At 74.0% G+C, this 19,172-nt stretch carries 16 protein-coding genes; 6 read left to right on the top strand and 10 right to left on the bottom strand.

Translation table 11 applies throughout. The features are described from left to right. Positions 1 to 63 precede the first annotated feature (63 nt). The 5 genes from fxsT to FRAAL_RS10140 form a co-directional block, all read right to left on the bottom strand. Positions 64 to 4,077: an FxSxx-COOH system tetratricopeptide repeat protein gene (gene fxsT / locus FRAAL_RS10160; protein ID WP_011603486.1), complete on the bottom strand. Its 4,014-nt coding sequence runs from the start codon at positions 4,075 to 4,077 to the stop codon at positions 64 to 66. Next, positions 4,070 to 4,807 (bottom strand): hypothetical protein, encoded by a 738-nt coding sequence (locus tag FRAAL_RS10155; protein ID WP_041940359.1) that lies wholly within the window; start codon positions 4,805 to 4,807, stop codon positions 4,070 to 4,072. Before FRAAL_RS10155 ends, fxsT begins: the two co-directional genes overlap by 8 nt. 174 nt (positions 4,808 to 4,981) lie before the next feature. Next, positions 4,982 to 7,033 carry a TIR domain-containing protein gene (locus FRAAL_RS10150; RefSeq protein ID WP_157892032.1) on the bottom strand — a complete coding sequence of 684 codons (2,052 nt, stop codon included), beginning with the start codon at positions 7,031 to 7,033 and terminating at the stop codon, positions 4,982 to 4,984. Next, on the bottom strand, positions 7,030 to 8,610 hold the full coding sequence (locus FRAAL_RS10145; RefSeq protein WP_041939105.1) for a toll/interleukin-1 receptor domain-containing protein: 1,581 nt from the start codon (positions 8,608 to 8,610) through the stop codon (positions 7,030 to 7,032). The genes FRAAL_RS10150 and FRAAL_RS10145 overlap by 4 nt, the downstream gene beginning before the upstream one ends. A gap of 290 nt (positions 8,611 to 8,900) precedes the next feature. Further along, complete coding sequence (locus FRAAL_RS10140) at positions 8,901 to 9,119, bottom strand: hypothetical protein (RefSeq protein WP_011603482.1); 219 nt, start codon at positions 9,117 to 9,119, stop codon at positions 8,901 to 8,903. A 375-nt stretch (positions 9,120 to 9,494) separates the two neighbouring features. Here FRAAL_RS10140 and FRAAL_RS10130 point away from each other — a divergent pair, with 375 nt between their 5' ends. Then, positions 9,495 to 10,070 carry a TerD family protein gene (locus FRAAL_RS10130; protein ID WP_011603480.1) on the top strand — a complete coding sequence of 192 codons (576 nt, stop codon included), beginning with the start codon at positions 9,495 to 9,497 and terminating at the stop codon, positions 10,068 to 10,070. A gap of 112 nt (positions 10,071 to 10,182) precedes the next feature. Here FRAAL_RS10130 and FRAAL_RS10125 read toward each other — a convergent pair whose 3' ends face one another. Both FRAAL_RS10125 and FRAAL_RS10120 read right to left on the bottom strand, forming a co-directional pair. After that, complete coding sequence (locus tag FRAAL_RS10125) at positions 10,183 to 10,791, bottom strand: DsbA family protein (protein ID WP_041939104.1); 609 nt, start codon at positions 10,789 to 10,791, stop codon at positions 10,183 to 10,185. Between the two features lie 39 nt (positions 10,792 to 10,830). Further along, positions 10,831 to 11,208, bottom strand: a complete 378-nt coding sequence (locus FRAAL_RS10120; protein ID WP_063822693.1) for a YkvA family protein — start codon at positions 11,206 to 11,208, stop codon at positions 10,831 to 10,833. 210 nt (positions 11,209 to 11,418) lie between these two features. On the opposite strand from FRAAL_RS10120, the gene FRAAL_RS10115 reads away from it, so the two are divergent. The 4 genes from FRAAL_RS10115 to FRAAL_RS10100 all read left to right on the top strand — a co-directional run bounded on the left by FRAAL_RS10115 (position 11,419) and on the right by FRAAL_RS10100 (position 14,712). Further along, positions 11,419 to 12,351: a metallophosphoesterase family protein gene (locus tag FRAAL_RS10115; RefSeq protein WP_063822625.1), complete on the top strand. Its 933-nt coding sequence runs from the start codon at positions 11,419 to 11,421 to the stop codon at positions 12,349 to 12,351. A 5-nt stretch (positions 12,352 to 12,356) separates the two neighbouring features. Beyond that, on the top strand, positions 12,357 to 13,079 hold the full coding sequence (locus FRAAL_RS10110; protein WP_011603476.1) for a 4'-phosphopantetheinyl transferase family protein: 723 nt from the start codon (positions 12,357 to 12,359) through the stop codon (positions 13,077 to 13,079). A 238-nt stretch (positions 13,080 to 13,317) separates the two neighbouring features. Continuing rightward, entirely contained in the window at positions 13,318 to 14,262 is a 945-nt protein-coding gene (gene purU, locus FRAAL_RS10105) for a formyltetrahydrofolate deformylase (protein WP_011603475.1), read from the top strand. 93 nt (positions 14,263 to 14,355) lie between these two features. Further along, complete coding sequence (locus tag FRAAL_RS10100) at positions 14,356 to 14,712, top strand: DUF6204 family protein (RefSeq protein WP_011603474.1); 357 nt, start codon at positions 14,356 to 14,358, stop codon at positions 14,710 to 14,712. A 37-nt stretch (positions 14,713 to 14,749) separates the two neighbouring features. On the opposite strand, the gene FRAAL_RS10095 is transcribed toward FRAAL_RS10100, so the two are convergent. Both FRAAL_RS10095 and FRAAL_RS10090 read right to left on the bottom strand, forming a co-directional pair. Further along, positions 14,750 to 16,066, bottom strand: a complete 1,317-nt coding sequence (locus FRAAL_RS10095; RefSeq protein WP_011603473.1) for an alpha-amylase family protein — start codon at positions 16,064 to 16,066, stop codon at positions 14,750 to 14,752. 131 nt (positions 16,067 to 16,197) lie between these two features. Further along, complete coding sequence (locus FRAAL_RS10090) at positions 16,198 to 16,683, bottom strand: MarR family winged helix-turn-helix transcriptional regulator (protein WP_197537256.1); 486 nt, start codon at positions 16,681 to 16,683, stop codon at positions 16,198 to 16,200. Positions 16,684 to 16,797: 114 nt separating this feature from the next. Here FRAAL_RS10090 and FRAAL_RS10085 point away from each other — a divergent pair, with 114 nt between their 5' ends. Then, positions 16,798 to 18,393 carry an FUSC family protein gene (locus FRAAL_RS10085; protein WP_011603471.1) on the top strand — a complete coding sequence of 532 codons (1,596 nt, stop codon included), beginning with the start codon at positions 16,798 to 16,800 and terminating at the stop codon, positions 18,391 to 18,393. Positions 18,394 to 18,486: 93 nt separating this feature from the next. Here FRAAL_RS10085 and FRAAL_RS10080 read toward each other — a convergent pair whose 3' ends face one another. After that, positions 18,487 to 19,128: a hypothetical protein gene (locus FRAAL_RS10080; protein WP_011603470.1), complete on the bottom strand. Its 642-nt coding sequence runs from the start codon at positions 19,126 to 19,128 to the stop codon at positions 18,487 to 18,489. Positions 19,129 to 19,172 lie beyond the last annotated feature (44 nt).

Genomic DNA, 19,172 nt, shown 5'->3' with positions numbered 1-19,172 from the left:
CCGGCTGCCGGGACCCGCCGGATGGTGGCCGGCGCATGCGTCCGATGCGAAGCGGGCACCGGGTCAGACACTGGAGATGTCGATGTCGATGTCCCGGTGACCGTGCCCGCCGGCCGCGTTCCCGGCAGCCACGTTCCCGGCGGCCAGCACCGCAACGTTATGACGCAGTGTCGCCAGATGGGGATGCTGGCGATCGAGCGACATCTCGGCCTCCTGCAGCAGTTCCTCCGCCAGCCGGCCGGCCTCCTCGACGTCGTCCAGCGCGACCCGCGCGGCAGCGAGGTTCACCCCCGCGGCCAGGGCGAACGGATGGTGCAGATAGAGCTCGTCGGCGAGCGCGAGATAGGCCTGCTCGGCGAGTTCGAGCGCCTCGGCCGGGCGTCCGTCGGCGCGCAGGTAAATCGACAGATCGGACCGGCAGATGTTGGTGAACGGATGCTCGCCGCCGTGCAGCCGGAGATATTCCCGCAGGCACGACTCGGCCTCGACCACGGCCCGGTGATGCTCGCCGAGGGCGTGCAGGTGACCCGCGCGGCTGAGGCGGCAGGCGATCGTGCCCAGGTCCGCCTCGCCGTAGATCTCGACGTAGCGCCGCAGCGTCTCCGCCGCCAGGTGATCGGCGGCATCCGCGCTGCCGCGCAGGCGCAGGACGACCGCGAGGTGCTTGTTGCAGCGCAGCGTCAGGTGGGTGGTGCTCCCCTCGATGTCGGCCAGGCTCGTCGCGGCCTGCCGCAGCAGCCGCTCCGCCTGCTCCAGGTCACCGAGCTCGCGCTGGCAGATGCCCGCCCGCGCCTGCAACCACCAGAACTGCGAGGTGTTCTCGGCGCCGACCAGCCGCAGCCGCGCCATCGTGTCCACGCTGAGGTTCAGCGCCTCCCGGGCGCGGCCCGCCAGGAACGTCGACAGCGCGAGGTTGCTCGCGGCCATGAGGGTGTCGAGGTGGTTGTCGCCGAGGGTGTCCCGGAATCCCAGCAGGGTGCTGCTGTCCTCGGCCGCCGCCATCGCGTACCGTCCGAGCTCGCGGCTGTCGATGCCGTAGCTCATCGCGGTGATCAGCGTGTGCCGGTGGTAGACGCCCAGGTGCTGGCGCTGGCGGGCGAGAGTGTCGGTGTTGAGGTCGTAGGCGGCCTGGAACCGGCCGAGGTCCCGCAGCAGCATCGCCAGGTGGGTGGCCATCCGCAGGGTCGGCGGGTCGTCCGGCCCGAACAGCTCCCGCCAGCGGTCCAGGGTGCGCTCGGCCAGGTCCCGGCCGAGTTCCAGCCGGCCCGACCGCCACATCGCATACACCTGGGACACCAGCCACTGGCGCACGGCGGGCGACGGGCTGTCGATCGCGCCGGAGGGCAGGACCTGCTCCTCCAGCATCCGGTAGATGGGCCAGCTTGCCGGGTCGGCGGCCCGCGGGGCGGCCAGCGCGATCTCGGCGAAGACCCCGAGCACCGCCGCGCGCGCCGCCGTCCGAGCGCCCGGGGTCATCCGCTCGACGAGCAGCAGCTGCCAGCGGGCCGCCAGCCGCAGCTGGCCCTCCGGCACGGCGTCGACCTCGGCGAGTCGGGGCCTGCGGATCTCCCCCCAGAGCTCGGGCAGCACGGTCGGGTCGGCGATCGTGTCGTCGCCGACCTCCCCGGCGAGGTAGCGCAGCATCACCGGCGACTCCAGCAGGCCGCGCGGGACGCCCTGCGGGGACAGGAAGGCGCACAGCTCCAACAGGCGGGCGGCGGCCCGTCGCACCGGACTCGCCGCGGACCGCAGCGTCTCGAAGGACACCGTCCAGGTCGTCGTCTCGGCCGTGGCGCCGACGGTCTGGGCCAGGTAGGCGTCGACCGCCTGGTCGTCGATCTCCGCCCCGCGCCACTGCTGGCGCAGCCGGCCCACGGCCGTGCGAAGACCGGACGGCCGGTGATCGAGGCGTTGGGCGACCAGGTCCAGCCGTTCCCCGTCGACCGCGGGCAGCCACTGGCGCAGGAACGCCAGGCTCTCCTCGGGCGTGAACGGCTCCACCCACAGGGCGCCGGGCTGGTCGTGCCACCCCGGCTCGGACGAGGTGATCAGCACGTGCCCGTTCGACGTGGCCGTCGGCACCAGCCCGGCCAGCGACGCCGGGTCACCCACGCCGTCGTAGATCAGCAACCAGCGCGCCGACGGGTCGCCGCGACGCAGCGCGTCCAGTGCCACCCGTTCGAGCTGCTCCGACGGGGAGCGCTGGGCCTGCGGCACGTCGCTGTCCGGGTGCAGCAGGACGGCGAGGTCGGCCAGGGAGCGCCGCACGGACGCCTCCTCCCCGGCGGGGATCCAGTGGACGACGTCGTAGTCCGCCCCGAACCGAAGGGCGAACTGGGCCGCGACCGCGCTCTTGCCGATCCCGTCGCCGCCGACCAGCACGGTCGGCCCGGCGGCCCGAGCGCCGGGCAGCAACCGGTCGCGCAGGGTGTCGAGCAGGACGTGACGGCCGATGAACGGCTGGCTGAACATCGTCGGCATCGTCCAGACCCGCGGGCGGCGCGTCGGATAGCGGGCGGTGACCGCGGTGAGGTCGCCGAGACCGATCCCGGGGACGGGCAGGGCCAGGCGTTCGAGGACCTCGACCGCCGCCTCCCGCTCGGCGAGCGCCGTCAGCCCGATGATCTCGGCGGTGGCGTAGTCGTCGTCCAGCCGCGTCACGCCGACCTGGACGATGCTCGCCGCGGCCCGCGCCGCCCCGTCACGTCCCCGGGAGCGCACCACCGCGCGCAGCGCCGCCTCTCCCGGCGTGTCCGGTCCGAGGTTCGGCGAGCCGACGACGACCAGCGCGTCGGCCGCGGGGAAGTCCTCCTGGGTGACGGAGGTCGGGGCCACGGGTCGAACCCGCACACCGGTCGGGACGAGCACGGAGACCAGCCAGTCGACCCACGGCCGGTCCTCCGGCGCGCCGAAGACGGCCACGGAGCGCGGGGCGGGCGGCCCGTAGTGCTCGAAGGCGCGCAGTACCCGTTCCCGCTCCTCGGCGGGCACCGGCCGGGTGGACAGCGGCTCATCCCCGGTGATCACGCCGGCGAGCACCCGATAGGCGGCCTGCAGACCCGACCGGCTCGCGGGGTCCTCGAGGAAGGTCGCGAGCACCTCCTCGTAGGCGTAGGCGGCCTTGTAGGGCACCTCCAGCTCGATCAGACGCGCCCGCTGCGCCTGGAGGTCCGGTCCGCACAGGTCGCTCAGCGCCGGACGGAACGCCTGGAAGGCCGCCCGGCGGCGTAGCTCCTGCTTGCGCTGTTCGGTGTCCTCCACCCGCATCGGGACGGGCAGAATGCGGATGGGCCGCTCGCCGCCGCGGATCTGGCGCACCACCGCGGCGCCGCCGTCGATCGACTGGTTGTTCAGCGCGAAGCCGACCACGACGGTGTCCGGTAGCAACTGGGTGCAGATGCCGGCGGCATCCGAGGTTCCGGTCCGGCTGTCGATCAGCACGTAGTCGTAGCCGGCGAAGCGCATGCGGTCACGCAGCGCGGCAAAGTAGGCCCGCCCGTCGGTGTCCTCGAAGAACGCCGGCCACGGCAGTGCCACCGCGACGACGGCGTTCTTGGCGGTCTGCCGGCCCGGGCCGAGAAAGTCGATGCGCCCGGCGGCGGGGAAACCCGACCACTCGATCGTCTCGACATTGTGCCGGAAGTCGCTGTAATGGGCGGTGATCTCGCGGATGGCGGCCGCGTCCGGCGGGGCCGCGGCCTGCTCCAGCCCCGGGTGCCCGGCGTTCTGCAGGCGGTCGATCTCCCGGATGAAGCCCTCCAGCATCTCCGTGACGCCGTCGCTGCTGTCGAGCTCCTTGTTCTGCAGGAAGGGCCGAAAGTAGCGGTGCAGGCCGGGGGATTCCAGGTCCCAGTCGACGGTGAGCACCCGCTTGCCGGACGAGGCGAGCAGCCAGGCGACGTTCGCCACCGCCATCGTGCGCCCGGCGCCGCCCTTGTACGAGTAGAAGGTGACGATGTGCGCCGGCCGCTCGGCGGGGTCCGATCCCCCGGCGACCTCGACCGTCGGGTTGAGCCCGCCTGTCGGGGTGACCCCGGCTGTCGGTTGCACCTCGGCTGTCGGGGTGATCTCAGTCATCGTCCTCGCCCCTTTCCGCGACGCCGGCTCGACGCAGGATGGGCCGGCGGGTGTGCTCGGGATCGGCCATCCGCCACCGGCGCTCCCCGGCGGGGCGTATCGCCGTGCGTGACGCGGGCCGCCGCGGATCCCCGGCGGCGGCCCCACCCGCCCAGGCGGTCCGCCCGGAGAGCCGGACGAGCTCGGCGTCGCGTTCGGACAGCGACGGCGGCTCGTCCACCCGAGCTCGCGCGATCAACTCGACGACGGCCTCGACCAGGTGCCGGTAGCCGGGTGAGGCGGGGGCGGCGCGGATCAGCCGCAGCGCTCCCCCCGCGGCGAACTCGGCGCCGAAGTCGTCGTCGATCATGTCCGTCTGCCGGATCGGCACCGGGGGCGGTACCGCCCGGATGGACCACGGGAGGCCGATCAGCGCCGGCGAGCGGCGCCCGGTGAAGTGCTGGTGCCAGCGCAGCCGCTCCCGGAACAGCGACCACTCGACCCGGCACTGCGGGTCGGAGAAGTACGCGTCGGAGTACAGCGCCACCAGCACCGGCGAGAGCAGCACCTGCGGGTTCGACCGTCCCGGCAGGCCCGGCGCGGACGCCTCCGCGCCGGCCACCCGGCCCGTGAACGCCTCGCGGCGACCGAGCCGCTCGTAGACGCCGTCCTGCACGTCGCCGGCGAAACGGTGCACATAGCTGCCGTCGCCCCCGGCGAGGGCATGATGCACGAGGAAGAAAGGGGTCACCAGCACCCCTCGGGTCGCATTCCACGACAGCGCGCCCGCCCCACCATCACACCCGTGCCTCTCACATCCACGGCGACCAGCTCCGGCCGGACCGCATTGTTTCCTCGACGGTCCCGGATTCCGTGCCCGACCCGCGACGCGCCGACGGCCAGGTCATCGATCCTGTGCGGTACATCACGACTCGGGGTGGAACGGGGAACGCACGAGCTTGGTCGCGTCGGCCGCCAGCGGTGGTAGTTCGTCGCGAGCGACGTCCATGACCCGGTAGGCCAACAGGCTCACATACTCCGCGAACGCGTCGGGGTGTCGCATCAGGTCCAGGACAGGCATGTTGTCGTATTTCCGACCAAGATCTATCCGTGCGAGATGCAGCTCCTGCGCGGCCTTGGGCACGTCCGCCTCCCGCACCAGCCAGGGCACCGGGATGATGCCCGCCGGCGGTTTTCCCCCCGGCGCGGTCGCCCGGCGAATCCGTTCCTGAAAGACCCCGAACTCCCGGCCGCACCAGTCGCTCTCGAAGTAGTCGTCGCACCACAGGGCGACCAGCACCGGCGCGGTCCGCACCGCGTCGCGCAACGCGGTCGGCCAGTGTTCCCCGCCACCCATCCGTTCGGCGTCGAGGAATCCCGCCGGCTCGACCCGCCGGCGGACCTTGCGTCGCAGTTCCGCCTCCAGTTCCCGGTGGAAGGCGACGACGCGGTCCCGGTCATGGCGGTGGGCGTGGCTGGTGAAGAAGTAGTACGCGGCGGCGCCGGCCGGCCCGCGGGGCGGCGGCGGTGCCGACGGCGCGACCCCGTCGCCCAGCGGCCAGGAGACGAACGGGGGAGCGGGTGCCCGGACCCTCGCATCGGCGGCCGGCTCGGGCCCGCCGGCGCGCCGGGCGACCAGTTCGGTGACGAGCCGGCGGACGACGGAGAGCGCCCGATCGTCTCGAGGGGCGACCAGGTCGAGCGACTGGACGAGCGCGTCGAGCATCCCGCGACCCGGCTCGCGAACCGCCTCGGTGACCAGCGTGGTCAGCCGAACGGCGAGCCACGGCGAGGTCAGCGCGACGGCGCGCCCAAGCAGTCGGGTCAGCTCGTCCAGCCAGTGCTCGAACCCACCGGGATCGGCGATGTACTCCACCCGCATCAGCGCCGCCACCAACGCGTCGACCTCCCGGGCGGCCGTCGCCTGGGCGTGCGCGGGGCCGTCAGCGTGCGCAGAGCCGCCGCCGCCGACGGCCGGGTTGGCGGCCACGGCGGCGGGACCGTCCGCGGCACCCGAACGATCCGCGGCACCGGAGCCGGCAGCGGCGCCGGAGCCGGCAGCGGCGCCGGAGCCGGCAGCGGCGCCTTGGTCACCGACGGCACGGCGGCCGCCGAAGCGGCCGACGGCGCCGTCAGGGCCCATCGGCTCGCTGCTGACCACCGGGCGACCCCCGACGGCCAGGCCTCCCTCTCCGGCCGGCCCGGCCCTGACGGTGGGCTCGGTGCCGCCGGAGGGCTCGGTGCCGCTGGAGGCAGGGGGCGGTGAATCAACGGCGGCCGGGGCCGGCCGGGCGGCCGCCATCTCGAGCAGACGCTGGCAGAGCTCCGGGGTCACGGCCGTCTCCCGGATCAGGTAGCCGGCGAGCTCGGCCAGCAGCCCGGGCCGGTGGCCGAGCAGCTCGCCGAGCCGGGCGGCGGTGGCCGGATCGACCATGGGCGCGGCGCTGGTGAGCAGCATGACCGACTCGCGCCGGCGCAGCGGCCCGATGGCCAACGTCCGCTCCCGCCAGGAGTCCGCCGTCCGGTCGGCGACGATGAGGCAGTGCGCGCCGCGGCCGGGCAGATACGGCTCGACCTCCTCGGGACTGCCCGCCCCCGCCAGGACGAGCAGCCAGCCCTCGCCGGGCACCGGCGCGCCGTCCGCGGCGCAGTCGGCCAGCCGCGCGCGGGCCTGGTCGGCGAGCTCGTCGAGCTGGGCGGCGATGTCGGCGCCCTGGCCGCAGTCCACCCACCAGGCGACGTCGTAGCGCAGCTTGTAACGGTGCTGGTACTCCCCGGCAAGTTCCGTCTCCCCGATGTCGGGCAGGTTCCCCTCGGGGACGAGGACGAGCTGGCCGTGCCGGCACAGGCCGTCCCAGACGCGTTCCAGCTCGTCGTCGCGGCCCGCGAACAGCTCGTTCTCCCGGCGGCTGCGCCACACGGGCGGGGACTGCCCGGGCAGGCGGCCCGGGCGACCGAAGGCGGGCACGGTACTCACCAGCCGCCCCCGGCCCGCACCTCCATCAGGAGCTCGTTGACCACCGCCGGTTCCAGACCGCTGAGGTCCAGCGTCCGGAGGGTGCGCAGCGGCTCGGGCAACGGCTGGGGGTCGATGGTGACGCGTACGACACGGCGGGCCAGCGGCCCCTCCAGGCCGAGGCGCTCCCAGGCCTCGGTCTCGGTGGTGCCGGGGTCCTCGGGCACGGGCGCACGGTAGTGCCTTGACAGCAGCACGACCGTGATCTCCGGGTCCCACCGGGCGATGCGGTCCACGGTCTCGGCGAGCCGTTCGCCGCGGTTCTGCGCCCACCGCACCTGCTGGACCTCGTGGCAGCCGCGGCGCAGGAGCTGCTCGAGCCAGTCGGCCCACTGCTGGTCGGCCCCGACATAGCTGACGACGACCCGCCGCGGGGCCGCCTCCACCGAGTCCACCGGCGCCGTCACGAACGCCCCGGCCCCGCGGCCCCCACCGTCGCCCGCCGGGACGCTGCCCGCCCGTGGCCGATCAGCCCTCCCGCCCCGATCACCGCCGCGCCGATCCCCGCCGCCGCGCTCCGCGCCCTCCCCCGCTGCACCCGCTCCCCCAGCGCCGTCCCCCGCGGCGCCATTGCCCGCAGCGCCATTGCCCGCAGCGCCATTGCCCGCAGCGCCATTGCCCGCGGCGGCGTCTCGTGCCCCACGGCCGCGAGCCGAAGCAGGCGGATCCGAGGCGGGGGGAGCCGAAGCAGGCGGATCCGAGGCAGGCAGAGCCGAGGCAGGCGGAGCCGAGGCAGGCAGAGCCGAGGCAGGCGGACCCGAGGCAGGCGGAGCCGAGGCAGGCGGAGCCGAGGCAGGCGGATCCGACACTCGGGCAGCCGAAGCAGGCGAATCGGAAGCGGGCGGAGCCGCGGCCCACGCGGGTGACGGCGGCTCCTGCCGCCGGAGCACCCCGCCGGCCGACGGCCGGCCGGCGGGTTCCGCGGAGGCGCCGTTCGGGGCATGCCCGGAGCCGTCGGTACCGTGGGAGCCGAAGGCGGGGCCGGCGGCGCGGATCGCGAGCTCGGGCAGAGGGTCGAGATCGATCTGCTGGGCGGCGATGACCCGGGCCGCGAACAGTCGGACGAACGCGTAGTAGCCGCTGGGCCCGCGCAGCATGTTGCGCATGAGCCACAGCAGTCCGTGCTGGCCGTAGACCTCGGGCAGCCCGAGCCTGGCGTCGGCGAGGGCGGGGCGTGCCGCCGGCGGCACCGGGTCGTGGGTCGACCGCCACAACACCCGCAGGAAACCGTCCTCCAGCCTGGTCGCACCGGCCTTGCTGAAGTTCTCGACGCGGGCGCCGAAGACCTCCCATTCGCGTCCGCACCAACCGTCCTTGAAAAAAGGATCGGAGCAGAGGGCGACCATCGAGCGGATACGGCCGGCCCCCGCCGCGAGGGCGAGGTCCGCGTCCATGCCGGGCCGCGGCCTGGTATCGAGGATTCCGCCGACCGCGGAGCCGACGAGCCGGCCCAGCTCATACTCCAGATCGGCGTGAAAGCGCTGGACCCAGCGACGGTCCTCTTTGGCGGCATAGGAGACGAAGAAGTAGCTCTTCATCGCGCACACTCGATTACCATCACCGCGCCCCCGGGCCCACCGCCATCCGACGGACGGTGTCGCCAAACGCTATCAGCCGACCGCCCGGATGGCGATGCCCACGACACGGAAGTATCAATGATGCCTCAACACGCCATCACTCGGGGTGGCGCCACTCCGCGTACCCCGCACCGCCCGGGGCCCGTCCCCGCGCCTTCTCTGCTCTCCGTCAACCGACGGCGCTCTTCGTCAACCGGCGGCGCTTCCCGTCAACCGGCGACGCGGATCCTTTCCTGCGGCACACGTCCCCGTCAGTGCACTTCCCAGTGTTCGGGTTCGAGGCGCAGCCATCGGTCGATCTCCTCCCGCCACCAGATCCGAGTACCACCCCAGGTCGCGGTGCGGTTGACGACCGCGGCGGGGCTCGGCGCGGCCGGATCGACCCGCAGTCGGTGATCGATGGCCTGACGGGTGAGGCCCAGGGCGCGGGCGATGTCGCCGGAACCGACGAGCAGTGGTAGGTGATCCACGTCTGCCGACGTTAGCCAATGCTGGCCCTGCCGCGCCCGCGACGCCGGGCTCGCCGGTGCCGGGCGGCAGCCATCCGACGCGCAGGGAGACCGACGGCCGTCAGAGGGTGATCGACGGCTGTCGGATCACCGCGGAGCAGGGCCGGAAACCACCATCCGGTGACCGACCGTCCGCGCTCACACCACGGCCGCCGAACCTGTCCGCCGCGGTCGGCCCGCGGGCGCCGGCGGCCGTCTCCCCGACGACAGCGAAGTATCGCCGGATGCGCTCCCCGGCGGCGCCCGTCTGTGCTTGGCTGATCACGTGGATCGGACGCCGGCCGGTCCGGCCGGTGCGATCGGTGCGATCGGCGAAAGCCGCGGAAACGGAGAACAGTGGGCATTGATCTCGCCAAGGGCGGCAGCGTCGCTCTTGCCGAAGCCACCGAGACCCTCACACACATCACGGTCGGTCTCGGCTGGGATCCCAATCGTCCAGGCGGGGAGGAGTTCGATCTCGACGCGAGCGCCATCGCCCTGCAGGAGAACGACCGGGCGCCCAGCCTGAGCTATTTCGTCTACTACAACAATCTGAGCAGCCCGCGTGGGGAGATCGTGCACCGCGGGGACAACCTCACGGGCGAGGGTGCGGGGGACGACGAGCAGATCGACGTGCGGCTCGACCTGTTGTCCAGCGCGATCACCCGCATCGTTTTCCCGGTGAGCATCCACAACGCCGACTACCGGCACCAGAGTTTCGGTGACGTGCACGGCGCGTACATCCGGGTCGTCAACACCGACACCGGCGACGAGCTGGTGCGCTACGACCTGTCGAGCACCGCCGCGCGGGACACCTCGATGCTGTTCGGCGAGCTGCACCGCGACAGCGGCGGCTGGCATTTTCGCGCCCTCGGCGAGGGCGGCATCGCCGGTCTGGCGCAGATCGCCCGCGGGTACGGTCTCGACGTCTGAACCCCGAGACCGGCCCGGCCGAGACGCCCCGTGGGCGACCCGACCGTCCCGGCACGGCACCCGGCACGGCACCGACGCGAAGACGGGCTCCGCGCAGATGTCGGCGGGGAGGTCAGCGGGGGATGGAGGTGTGCTTGAACTCGTTGAGCTCCGGCCAGCCGGTGAGCTGGTCGACGACGCGTTCCACCGCCCGAACGGACGGTGCGGCCTCGGCACCGAGCGGAGCCCGGTTCATCAGCCGCACGAAGACCGCCTGGTCGTCGGCGATGAAGGTGGGCACGCCCCAGACCGAGTGGGAGGCGACGTAGCGCTCGTGCTCGGCCTGGACCCGGGCCAGCCCCCCCTCGTCGACCCGGGCGAGCACCTCGTCCGCGGGCAGCCCGACGGCGGTGAGCGTCTCCCTGATCACGGCGCGGTCCTCGAGATGGCGGCCCTCGTCGTGGCGCGCCGCGAACAACGCGCGATGAGCCGCCGGGAACAGGTCGGGGTATTCGTCCCGGATCACGACGCCGGCCTGTAGGGCGAGGATGCCGGAATCCTGCTCGGGCTTCTCCCAGACGCTGGGCTGGCCCTCCTCGACATGCGCCTGCCCCAGCGAGAAGGGGATGAAGCTGACATTCCAGTCGGCACCGGCCGCGAGACCGGTAAGCACGTGTTCGTGCGCGTTGCGCGCAAACGGGCAGCGGTAATCCCAGGTGATCGCGAACGTGGCGGAGGTCATACCCGAGGCAACAGACGCGCCCCCGGGCATGTTCCGCTGTCAGCGGCGGATGCCGCGACGTCCGCGGGGCAGCCGCGGCGGCGGCTGGCGAGGCAGGTCGCGGGGCGCGTGGCCGGAGTGGTCGAGCCCCGCCTGGCCGAGGTCGCGCCGGGCGGCGATCAGGCCGCGGACGTACACGACCGCGGCAATGATCACCATGAGATCGTCGACCAGCCCGATCGGCCCCAGCGGGATCTCGGGGACCGCATCGACCGGCGAGACGACGTAGGCGAGGCTGGCCAGCGTCGCCACGGTGCCGCGCAGCGGTAGGTCGTACCTGCGGACGACGACGAGGGCGGCCACCGCCAGCGCGAGGCCGAGGGCCACCAGCACACCGAGGACGACGAGCAGCGCCGTGCCGAAGCTGTCACCCATCATCCACTCCACTCCGGGTCGGTCCCCGCGGCGGCCGGCCGGCGGCCCGGGGCGATGATCCATGACGGCATGCCCGATGTCCGGCCGATACGAACATCCACGCTGCCCGGGGGTGCCGCGGGCGGTGTCGGGCCGGCGTTGTCGGGGGGGCGACGACCGGAGGTTCGACCGTCGGCCGGACACCTGCCCCGTTGCGCCGGTAGGCTTTTCGACGTGTCCCCCGTGGATTCACCTGCGCCGCCCGGTCGGCTGATGGCCGTCAGTGATATTCATGTCGGCTATTCGGAGAACCGGCTGATTGTCGAGGGTATCGAGCCCGGTTCGCCGGAGGACTGGCTGATTCTGGCCGGTGACGTGGCCGAGGTCGCCGGTGAGATCGAGGCGGTCTGGCAGCTGTTCACCCAGCGTTTCGCCAAGGTGATCTGGGTGCCCGGCAACCATGAGCTGTGGACGCCGAAGCACGACCCGCTCCAGCTGCGCGGCGACGAACGGTACCGCCACCTGGTCGAGATCGCCCGCGGCCTCGGCGTGGTCACGCCGGAGGATCCGTTCCCGGTGTGGACGGGCGAGGGCGGCCCGGTGGTCGTCGCGCCCCTGTTCGCCCTGTACGACTACAGCTTCCGCCCGGCGGGCACCGCGACGAAGGAGCAGGCCCTCGCCCTGTCCCGGGAGAGCGGGGTGGTGTGCACCGACGAGTGGCTGCTGCACCCCGATCCGCATCCCACCATCGACGCCTGGTCCCGGGCCCGGGTCGCCTACACCGCCGAGCGGCTGGCCGCCCTCGACCCGGCCGTGCCGACCGTGCTCGTCAACCACTGGCCGCTCGTCCGCGAACCCACCGACATCCTGCGCTACCCGACGTTCGCGCTGTGGTGCGGGACGACGGCCACCGGCGACTGGCACCGGCGTTTCCGCCCGGCGGCGGTCGTCTACGGCCACCTGCACATTCCCCGCACGACCTGGTACGACGGCGTCCGCTTCGAGGAGGTCTCGATGGGGTACCCGCGAGAACGCGTCGCGTGGGAGGCCTACGGCCGGCCCTTCGCCGGCCCCCGCCAGATCCTGCCCTACCCGGCGGAGCCCGCTCCGGCCCCGGCCGCGGGGGCGCAGGAACGGGCGGCGTCGCCGTCGACGGCGCGGAGCTGACCGCGATGCTGGCCAGCCTGCTGCCGGACGCGGCCGTCGCCGTCGAGGCGTTCGAGGACGACCCGAACGCCGTGCTGTTCCCCGAGGAGGCCGCGCTGCTCGCCCGCGCCGTGGACAAGCGCCGCCGGGAGTTCACCACCGCCCGGATCTGCGCGCACCGGGCGCTGTCCGGCCTCGGCCTACCGCCGGTACCGATCCTGTCGGGCGATCGCGGCGCCCCTCACTGGCCGGACGGCGTGGTCGGCAGCATCACCCACTGCGCCGGCTACCGGGCGGCGGCGGTGGCGCTCGCCGGCCGGCTGCGCACGATCGGCATCGACGCCGAACCGAACGAACCCAATCCCCAGGGCGTCACGGCGCAGATCACCGTCCCGGCCGAGGAGGGCTGGCTCGCCACCCTCACCCGGACCCTGCCCACCGTGCACTGGGACCGGCTGCTGTTCAGCGCCAAGGAGTCGGTGTACAAGGCGTGGTTCCCGCTGGCCCAGCGCTGGCTCGGCTTCGAGGACGCCGCCCTCACCATCGACCCGGGCACGGCGGCGACCACCGCCACCCCGGCCCGCGGCACGTTCACCGCCAAGCTGCTGGTGACCGGGCCGACGCTCGACGGCGGCGAGCTCACCGGCTTCGACGGCCACTGGCTCGCCGACCGCGGCCTGCTGCTCACCGCCGTCACCGTCCCGCACCTCGACGGCACGCCGGTGCCGCCGGCGCAGGCCGCACCGTGAGGCACCATCGCGGGCGCCGCCCGCTCGCGGCCGGACGACGCCGCCCCGCGGTGCGCACCGGCCCCGGCGCCTTCCCCGCCGGCCGCCGGCCGCGCACCCGAGGCCTGCAGGGCCGCAAGCCGCGGTAGGGCGCCCGGCCTTCCGCCGGCGCCGTCGTCGCCGCCCTGGCTCCGGCCGGTGCGCGGGGGCCGGTGCGCCGCGCCGGGTGTGGCCGGTCGTGCCAAGGTAGGAAGGGGCTGTGCCCATCCCCGAAGACCGCGGCGTGACGCCGCCTGTCGCCGATCCCGGCCGCTCCCCCGGCCCGCCGACCGGCCCCTCCGCCCGGACGGCGGCCGGCGAGTTCGTCCTGACGCTGTCCTGCCCCGACCGGCTCGGTATCGTCGCCGCGGTCTCCGCCTACCTCGCCGGCGTCGGTGGCAACATCGCCGACGCCGCCCAGTTCGGCGACCCCGACTCGGGCCGGTTCTTCATGCGGGTGCACGTCGCCGCCGAGGAGGCGGGGCTCACCCTGGAGGCGCTGCGGGCCGGCTTCGCCCGCGTCGCCCACCCGTTCGCGATGGACTGGGCGATCCATGACCTGGCGGTCCGCCCCCGCGTGCTGATCCTGGTCAGCCGATTCGGACACTGCCTCAACGATCTGCTCTACCGGCACAGGTCGGGGCTGCTCGACGTCGACATCCCGGCCGTCGCGTCGAACCATCCCGACTTCGCCGACCTCGTCGGCTCCTACGCCATCCCGTTCCATCACCTGCCGGTCGACCCGACCACCCGCGACCGGCAGGAACAGGGGATCCGGGAGATCATCGAACGGGAGCGGATCGACCTCGTGGTCCTCGCCCGCTACATGCAGATCCTCTCCCCCGAGCTGTGCGCGTCGCTCGCCGGCCGGGCGATCAACATCCACCACTCGTTCCTGCCGAGTTTCTCCGGCGCCCGGCCCTATCACCAGGCACACGCCCGCGGGGTGAAGCTGATCGGCGCGACCGCGCACTACGTGACCGCCGAGCTCGACGACGGCCCGATCATCGAGCAGGACGTCATCCGGGTCGATCACGCCGACGGTCCCGACCGCCTCGCCGCGCTCGGCCGCGACGTCGAGTGCCGCGCGCTCGCTCGCGCGGTGACCTGGCACGTCGAGCACCGCGTCCTCATCAGCGGCCGTCGCACGGTCGTGTTCTCCTGACCTGTGCGTTACGCCCGCGCCCTGTTTTCCCCGCGCCGCCCGGGCGCCGAGGAATGCGCTGGACATCCCGGCGGGATGTGGTGGGATCGGCCCGTGAGCTCCCGTACCTTCCGCATCACCGTGCGCGGTGCCTTCGACGGGCTGAGCGCCGACCAGCGCGCCGAACTGCTGGCCCGGGCGGCGGAGCACGACATCCTGCAGGCCGCGTTCACACCCGAGGGCAGCCTGACCTACGACATCGCCGCCCGGCCGTTCTTCACGTTCCGCTTCCTGGCACACGGCGAGCGGGCCGAGGACCTGGCGGCGGCGACCGCCCGCGCGCAGGCGTCCGCGCAGGCCTGGCTCGCCGAGCGCGGCTACCGGCACAAGAACCTCCGGTCGCTGGCCGAGGACCTGTCCGACGCTCCGCTGGGCGCCCGCGGCCGGCGCGCCGCGACCCGCGGCGGCTGAGGGTCAGTGGCGGCTGAGGGTCAGTGGCGGCTGAGGGTCAGTGGTCGGCGGGGGCGAGGACGGCCCAGCCGAGGGAAGGTAGGCGGGCGAGGGCCTGCTCGGTGCCGGGGTGGACCAGGTCCGCCGGGCCGGCGAGAAGCCGCGTGGCGCCGGGTGCGGGGCAGTCGGCCGGGTCGTCGGCCAGGTTGAGCGCGACGAACAGGCGCTGGCCCTCGGCGCTCGCCTCGTAGACGAGCTGCTCGTTGGCCAGGTGCAGCGGACGGGTGCGGGCGGCGTGCAGCCAGGGGTGACGCCGCCGCAGGCCGACGAGGTCCTGGTGCAACCGGTAGATCGGCCAGCCGTAGGGGGCGAGCTCGTCCGCGCCGGCGGGAAACGCGGGACGAACCGCGTCGTCACCGCCGATGCGGTCCTCCTTGACGCCGACGAACGCCTGCTCGTCGCCGTAGTAGACGCTCGGGGTGCCGCCGACGGTGCACAGCACGACGAGAGCATGGGCCAGGTGCCGCGGTTCGCGCAGCCGGCTGGCGAGCCGGGTGACGTCGTGGTTGCCGACGAAGGTGAGCGGGACGAACGTGTCGAGGAAGCCGTCGTGCCGGCTCAGCGCCCAGGCCAGTTCGAACAGGTTGGCGTCGTTCAGCGAGCTCCAGATCGCCTTCCACAGCTCGTACTGGGTGACCGCGTCCAGGCCGGTGCGGCGGACGATGTCCGGGTAGTCGCCGTGGATGACCTCGCCGACCAGGTAGGCGTCCGGGTGGGCGTGACGCACCCGCGGCAGCACCCGCGCCCAGAAGTCGGCGGGGACCGCGTAGGCGGCGTCGAGCCGCCAGCCGTCGGCGCCACGGTCGAGCCAGTGGGTCATGATCTCGGTGACGTGGTCGGCGACGGCCGGGTTGTCGTGCCGCAGCGTGACCAGGCCCCCGTGGCCCTCGAAGGTGGCGTACTCGGGCCGGCCCTCCGGTCCGGTCGAGCCCGTGGGGACGAACCAGTCCGGGCGGGGTGGCGCGTCCCCGCCGCCGGGCGACGCGGCGAAGGCGGGATGCTCCCGGCCGACGTGGTTGAACACACCGTCGAGCAGGATCCGCAGCCCTCGGTCGTGGGCACGGGCGACGAGATCGTCGAAGTCGGCGTCGTCACCGAGCCGCGGATCGATCCGGAAGTGGTCGACCGTGTCGTACCCGTGGGTCGAGGACGCGAAGATCGGTCCCAGGGCGAGGCCGGACGCCCCGAGCCGCACCGCGTAGTCGAGCCAGTCGCCGATCCGGGCGAGCCCGCGGGTGGGCCGCCGGTCGGCTCCCGTGGTGTCGGCGCCGGCGAACCCGAGCGGATAGACCTGCCACCAGACCGCGTGGCGCACCCAGCCCGGCTCACCGCTCGACGACGCGGGAGACCCCGACGCGAGAGACGGGGACGCGAGAGACGGGGACGCGAGAGACGGGGACGCGGGAGACGGGGACGTGTGGGGCGGTGGCGGTTGCCGGTGGGTGGTCATGCCGACTGCTCACCGACGGTGCCCGGGTCGGTGCCGCCCGCGAGGTCGCGCAGGTCCACCGGGCGATCCGCCAGCGATTCGAGCAGGCCGGCGGCGATCCGCAGCAGGTTCACCTCGGCCGCCGTGCAGTCGTCCAGGGCCTGGGCGAGCCAGGCGTCGCGGTCCGCCATGTCACGGACGAGCGCCTCCCGCCCGACCGACGTGATCGTCAGGACCGCGGCCCGCCGGTCGCGTTCCCCGGGGCGCCGGCTGATCAGCCCGGCGGCCTGCAGCTCGGCGAACGTGCGCGACAGCGACTGCGGCTGGTGCCGCTCGGCCGCGGCGATCGCCCCCGGGGTGCTCGGGCCCAGCCGATAGAGGTGGCCGAGCACGCTCAGCTTGGTCCCGTTGAGCGCGCCGGCCGGCCGCTCCGCGCGCAGCCGGCGGCCCAGCCGGGTCACCGCCCGCCGGATCGCCGCCGCGCTCTCCACCTGTCCTGCCACCTCTCCTGCTCGCACAGTTAGCACGCTATCACTTACCATTATTTGGGCTCAGGGGGACCGTCGAATGCGTTGACCATGCGGCTCGCGCTGGCGAGAGACGGAGATTAGTTCGCTGTGACGACTATCGTCGCGGGCCGCCAGGCGGCTCGCGCCCCGGGATCACGGTCCGTCGATCGCCGAGCCGACCTGCGGGCGGCGGTGGTGACGATGGGCGCTGTGCTGGCCACCTTCGGCACGTCACTGGCGTTGCGTGCCCTGACCGGCGCGTCCGCCGGTCTCTCCGTCATCGGCGTTGTCCTCGCGCTGACGCTCAGCCGGGTCGGGCGAGGCGGTCAGGGCGGCCGGGTCGGGCAGCCCGGCCCGCGGGCCACGTGGCTGCTGCCGCTGCTCGTGACGCCGTCGGTGGCGCTGCTCGCGAGCGAGGTCGCCGACCTGTCCCGCCGGCATCGGACGGTGGGCGAGGTCCTGTTCACCGCGGCGGTCAGCGGCGCCGTCTGGACACGGCGGTTCGGGCCGGTGGGCACCCGGGCCGGCAGCCTCGCCACGCTGCCGTTCATCGCACTGCTCGTCACCCCGGTGCCGCCCGGGCAGGGCGCGGCGTCACGGCTCGATCTCGTCGCGATCGCGCTGGTCGCGATCGGCTGGGTGACGATCGGTCGACACGCCGAGGCCCGCCTGTTCGCACCAGATCAGCCCCGCCCGCCCCGCCCGCCCTACCGCCCGCCCCACCCGTCGCCCCGGCGGGATCGGCCGGCGGGGCGCAGGCGGCGACTTCCGGCGAGCACCAGGATGGCGATCCAGCTCGCGGTGGCTCTCGGGACGGCCTTCGCCGTGGGGCGCCACGTGTTCGGCGAGCACCGGTCCTGGCTCGTTCTCACCGCCTATCTGGTCCACAGCGGCAACCGCGGCCGCGGCGACGTCGCCTACCGCTGCGCGCAGCGGCTGGCCGGCGCGGCGGTCGGGACGGCGGCGGCCACCGTCGTCGCGGGCCGCTTCCCCGGCGGCGACGACACGTCGATCGTGCTCGTCTTCGTCCTGCTCGCGCTCGGGGTGTGGCTGCGCTCGGCGTCCTACGCCTACTGGACGGCATGTGTCACCGGCGTGCTCGCCCTGCTCTACGGGTACTACGGGCAGGCCGGAACGGGGCTGCTGCGGGAGCGGCTGGCCGCGGTGGCGCTGGGCGCGGCGATCGGTCTGGCCGCGGCCTGGGTCGTCCTGCCCGTGCGCACGGGCGACGTCCTGCGCCGCCGGATCGCCGACCTGCTCGCCGCCCTGACGGACTATCTGGTCGTCTGCCAGACGGGCCGCAGTCACGTGCCACGCCCACGCGGCCCGGCTCCACCCGGCCCGAACAGGACGTCACCGGAGATCATGCGCGCCGCCCTCGCCGACGCGTACGACCGGCTGGAGTCCGCCTTCGACCAGCTCGCCCAGGTCGCCCCGCCGCTGCGGGCGCACCGTGCGTTGACCCGCCCACCCCACCGACTCCGCCGTCACCGCCGGCCCGGCCGGGCCCTGCGGCCAGATCGGTACGACGCCGTCGAGGCCCTGCTCGCCTGTCGACCGGCCCTACGCGCGCTGACCCGCGAGCTCGACGCCCGCGGCACCCCACCCGGCCCCGCCGCGCGCCGCGACATCGCTGGAGCGCGCACCGCCGTCGTCGAGACCCGCCGCGCCCTGGGCCGCGCCGCCGCCGCGGCCCGCCGCTGAGCCAGGTACAGCCGAGCCGCACTGAGCCGCACCGCACCGCCGCACCGCAACGCGCTCCCGCGCGCGACCGCGGGCCGTCACCGGTGGGTGGGGTCAGGGTCCGGCGGTGAGGTCGACGGCGATCTCGCCGCCGAGGGTGAAGCCGGCGCGCAGCTCCAGCGCGTCCCCGCTCCAGAACCGGCCCGGGTCGTACCAGTTCGGCGCCCGGCCGGCCGGAAGCAGACCCATCGCCTCGTAGGTGACGGCGACGACCTCGGCGCAGTAGGCGGTCCGCAGCGCCTGCGAGGACACCGCCCGGCGCGGGCGCGGGAACCGTCCGCGCAGCCAGCGCGTCGCGAGCTGGGCGGTGGACGGGAACGGCGTGCCGTCGAGGCGGGCGATCGTCCGCAGCGCGGCGTCCTCCCGTTCGGCGCCCACCACCGGTGAGAGCTGGCGCAGCCAGGCCCGCTGGCCGTAGCGGCGCGCCCAGACCTCCACGGCCGCCCGCAGGTCGTGCAGCTGCACCCCGCGGTGGTGCGTGCCCGCCCAGACGTCGGGCAACGCCTTGCCCAGCTCCGCGTGCCACAGCAGCGGGGGGAGGTCGTCGAGCGCGATCGCCATGCCGACGTGGTTGACCGGGCTGTTCGTCGTCGTCTGGATGGCCCGGTCCGCCGCCGTGCGACCACGGAACAGCCACAGGTCACCGGTGCGGGCCAGCTCCAGGGCGTCGGTCAGGCCGATCCGCGCATCGGGCATGCCGACAAGCATGCCCCATCCGGGCGGGCGCGCCGTAGCCTGAC

This window comes from Frankia alni ACN14a, from assembly GCF_000058485.1.
GTDB lineage: Bacteria > Actinomycetota > Actinomycetes > Frankiales > Frankiaceae > Frankia > Frankia alni.
This window is presented reverse-complemented; position numbering and strand designations above follow the sequence as displayed.

Coding starts and splice junctions, on each gene's coding strand:
- FRAAL_RS10125 (WP_041939104.1), bottom strand. CDS start 10,791: ATGACCTCCGCCACGTTCGCGATCACCTGGGATTACCGCTGCCCGTTT.
- FRAAL_RS10080 (WP_011603470.1), bottom strand. CDS start 19,128: ATGCCCGATGCGCGGATCGGCCTGACCGACGCCCTGGAGCTGGCCCGC.
- FRAAL_RS10145 (WP_041939105.1), bottom strand. CDS start 8,610: ATGAAGAGCTACTTCTTCGTCTCCTATGCCGCCAAAGAGGACCGTCGC.
- fxsT (WP_011603486.1), bottom strand. CDS start 4,077: ATGACTGAGATCACCCCGACAGCCGAGGTGCAACCGACAGCCGGGGTC.
- FRAAL_RS10120 (WP_063822693.1), bottom strand. CDS start 11,208: ATGATGGGTGACAGCTTCGGCACGGCGCTGCTCGTCGTCCTCGGTGTG.
- FRAAL_RS10110 (WP_011603476.1), top strand. CDS start 12,357: ATGCTGGCCAGCCTGCTGCCGGACGCGGCCGTCGCCGTCGAGGCGTTC.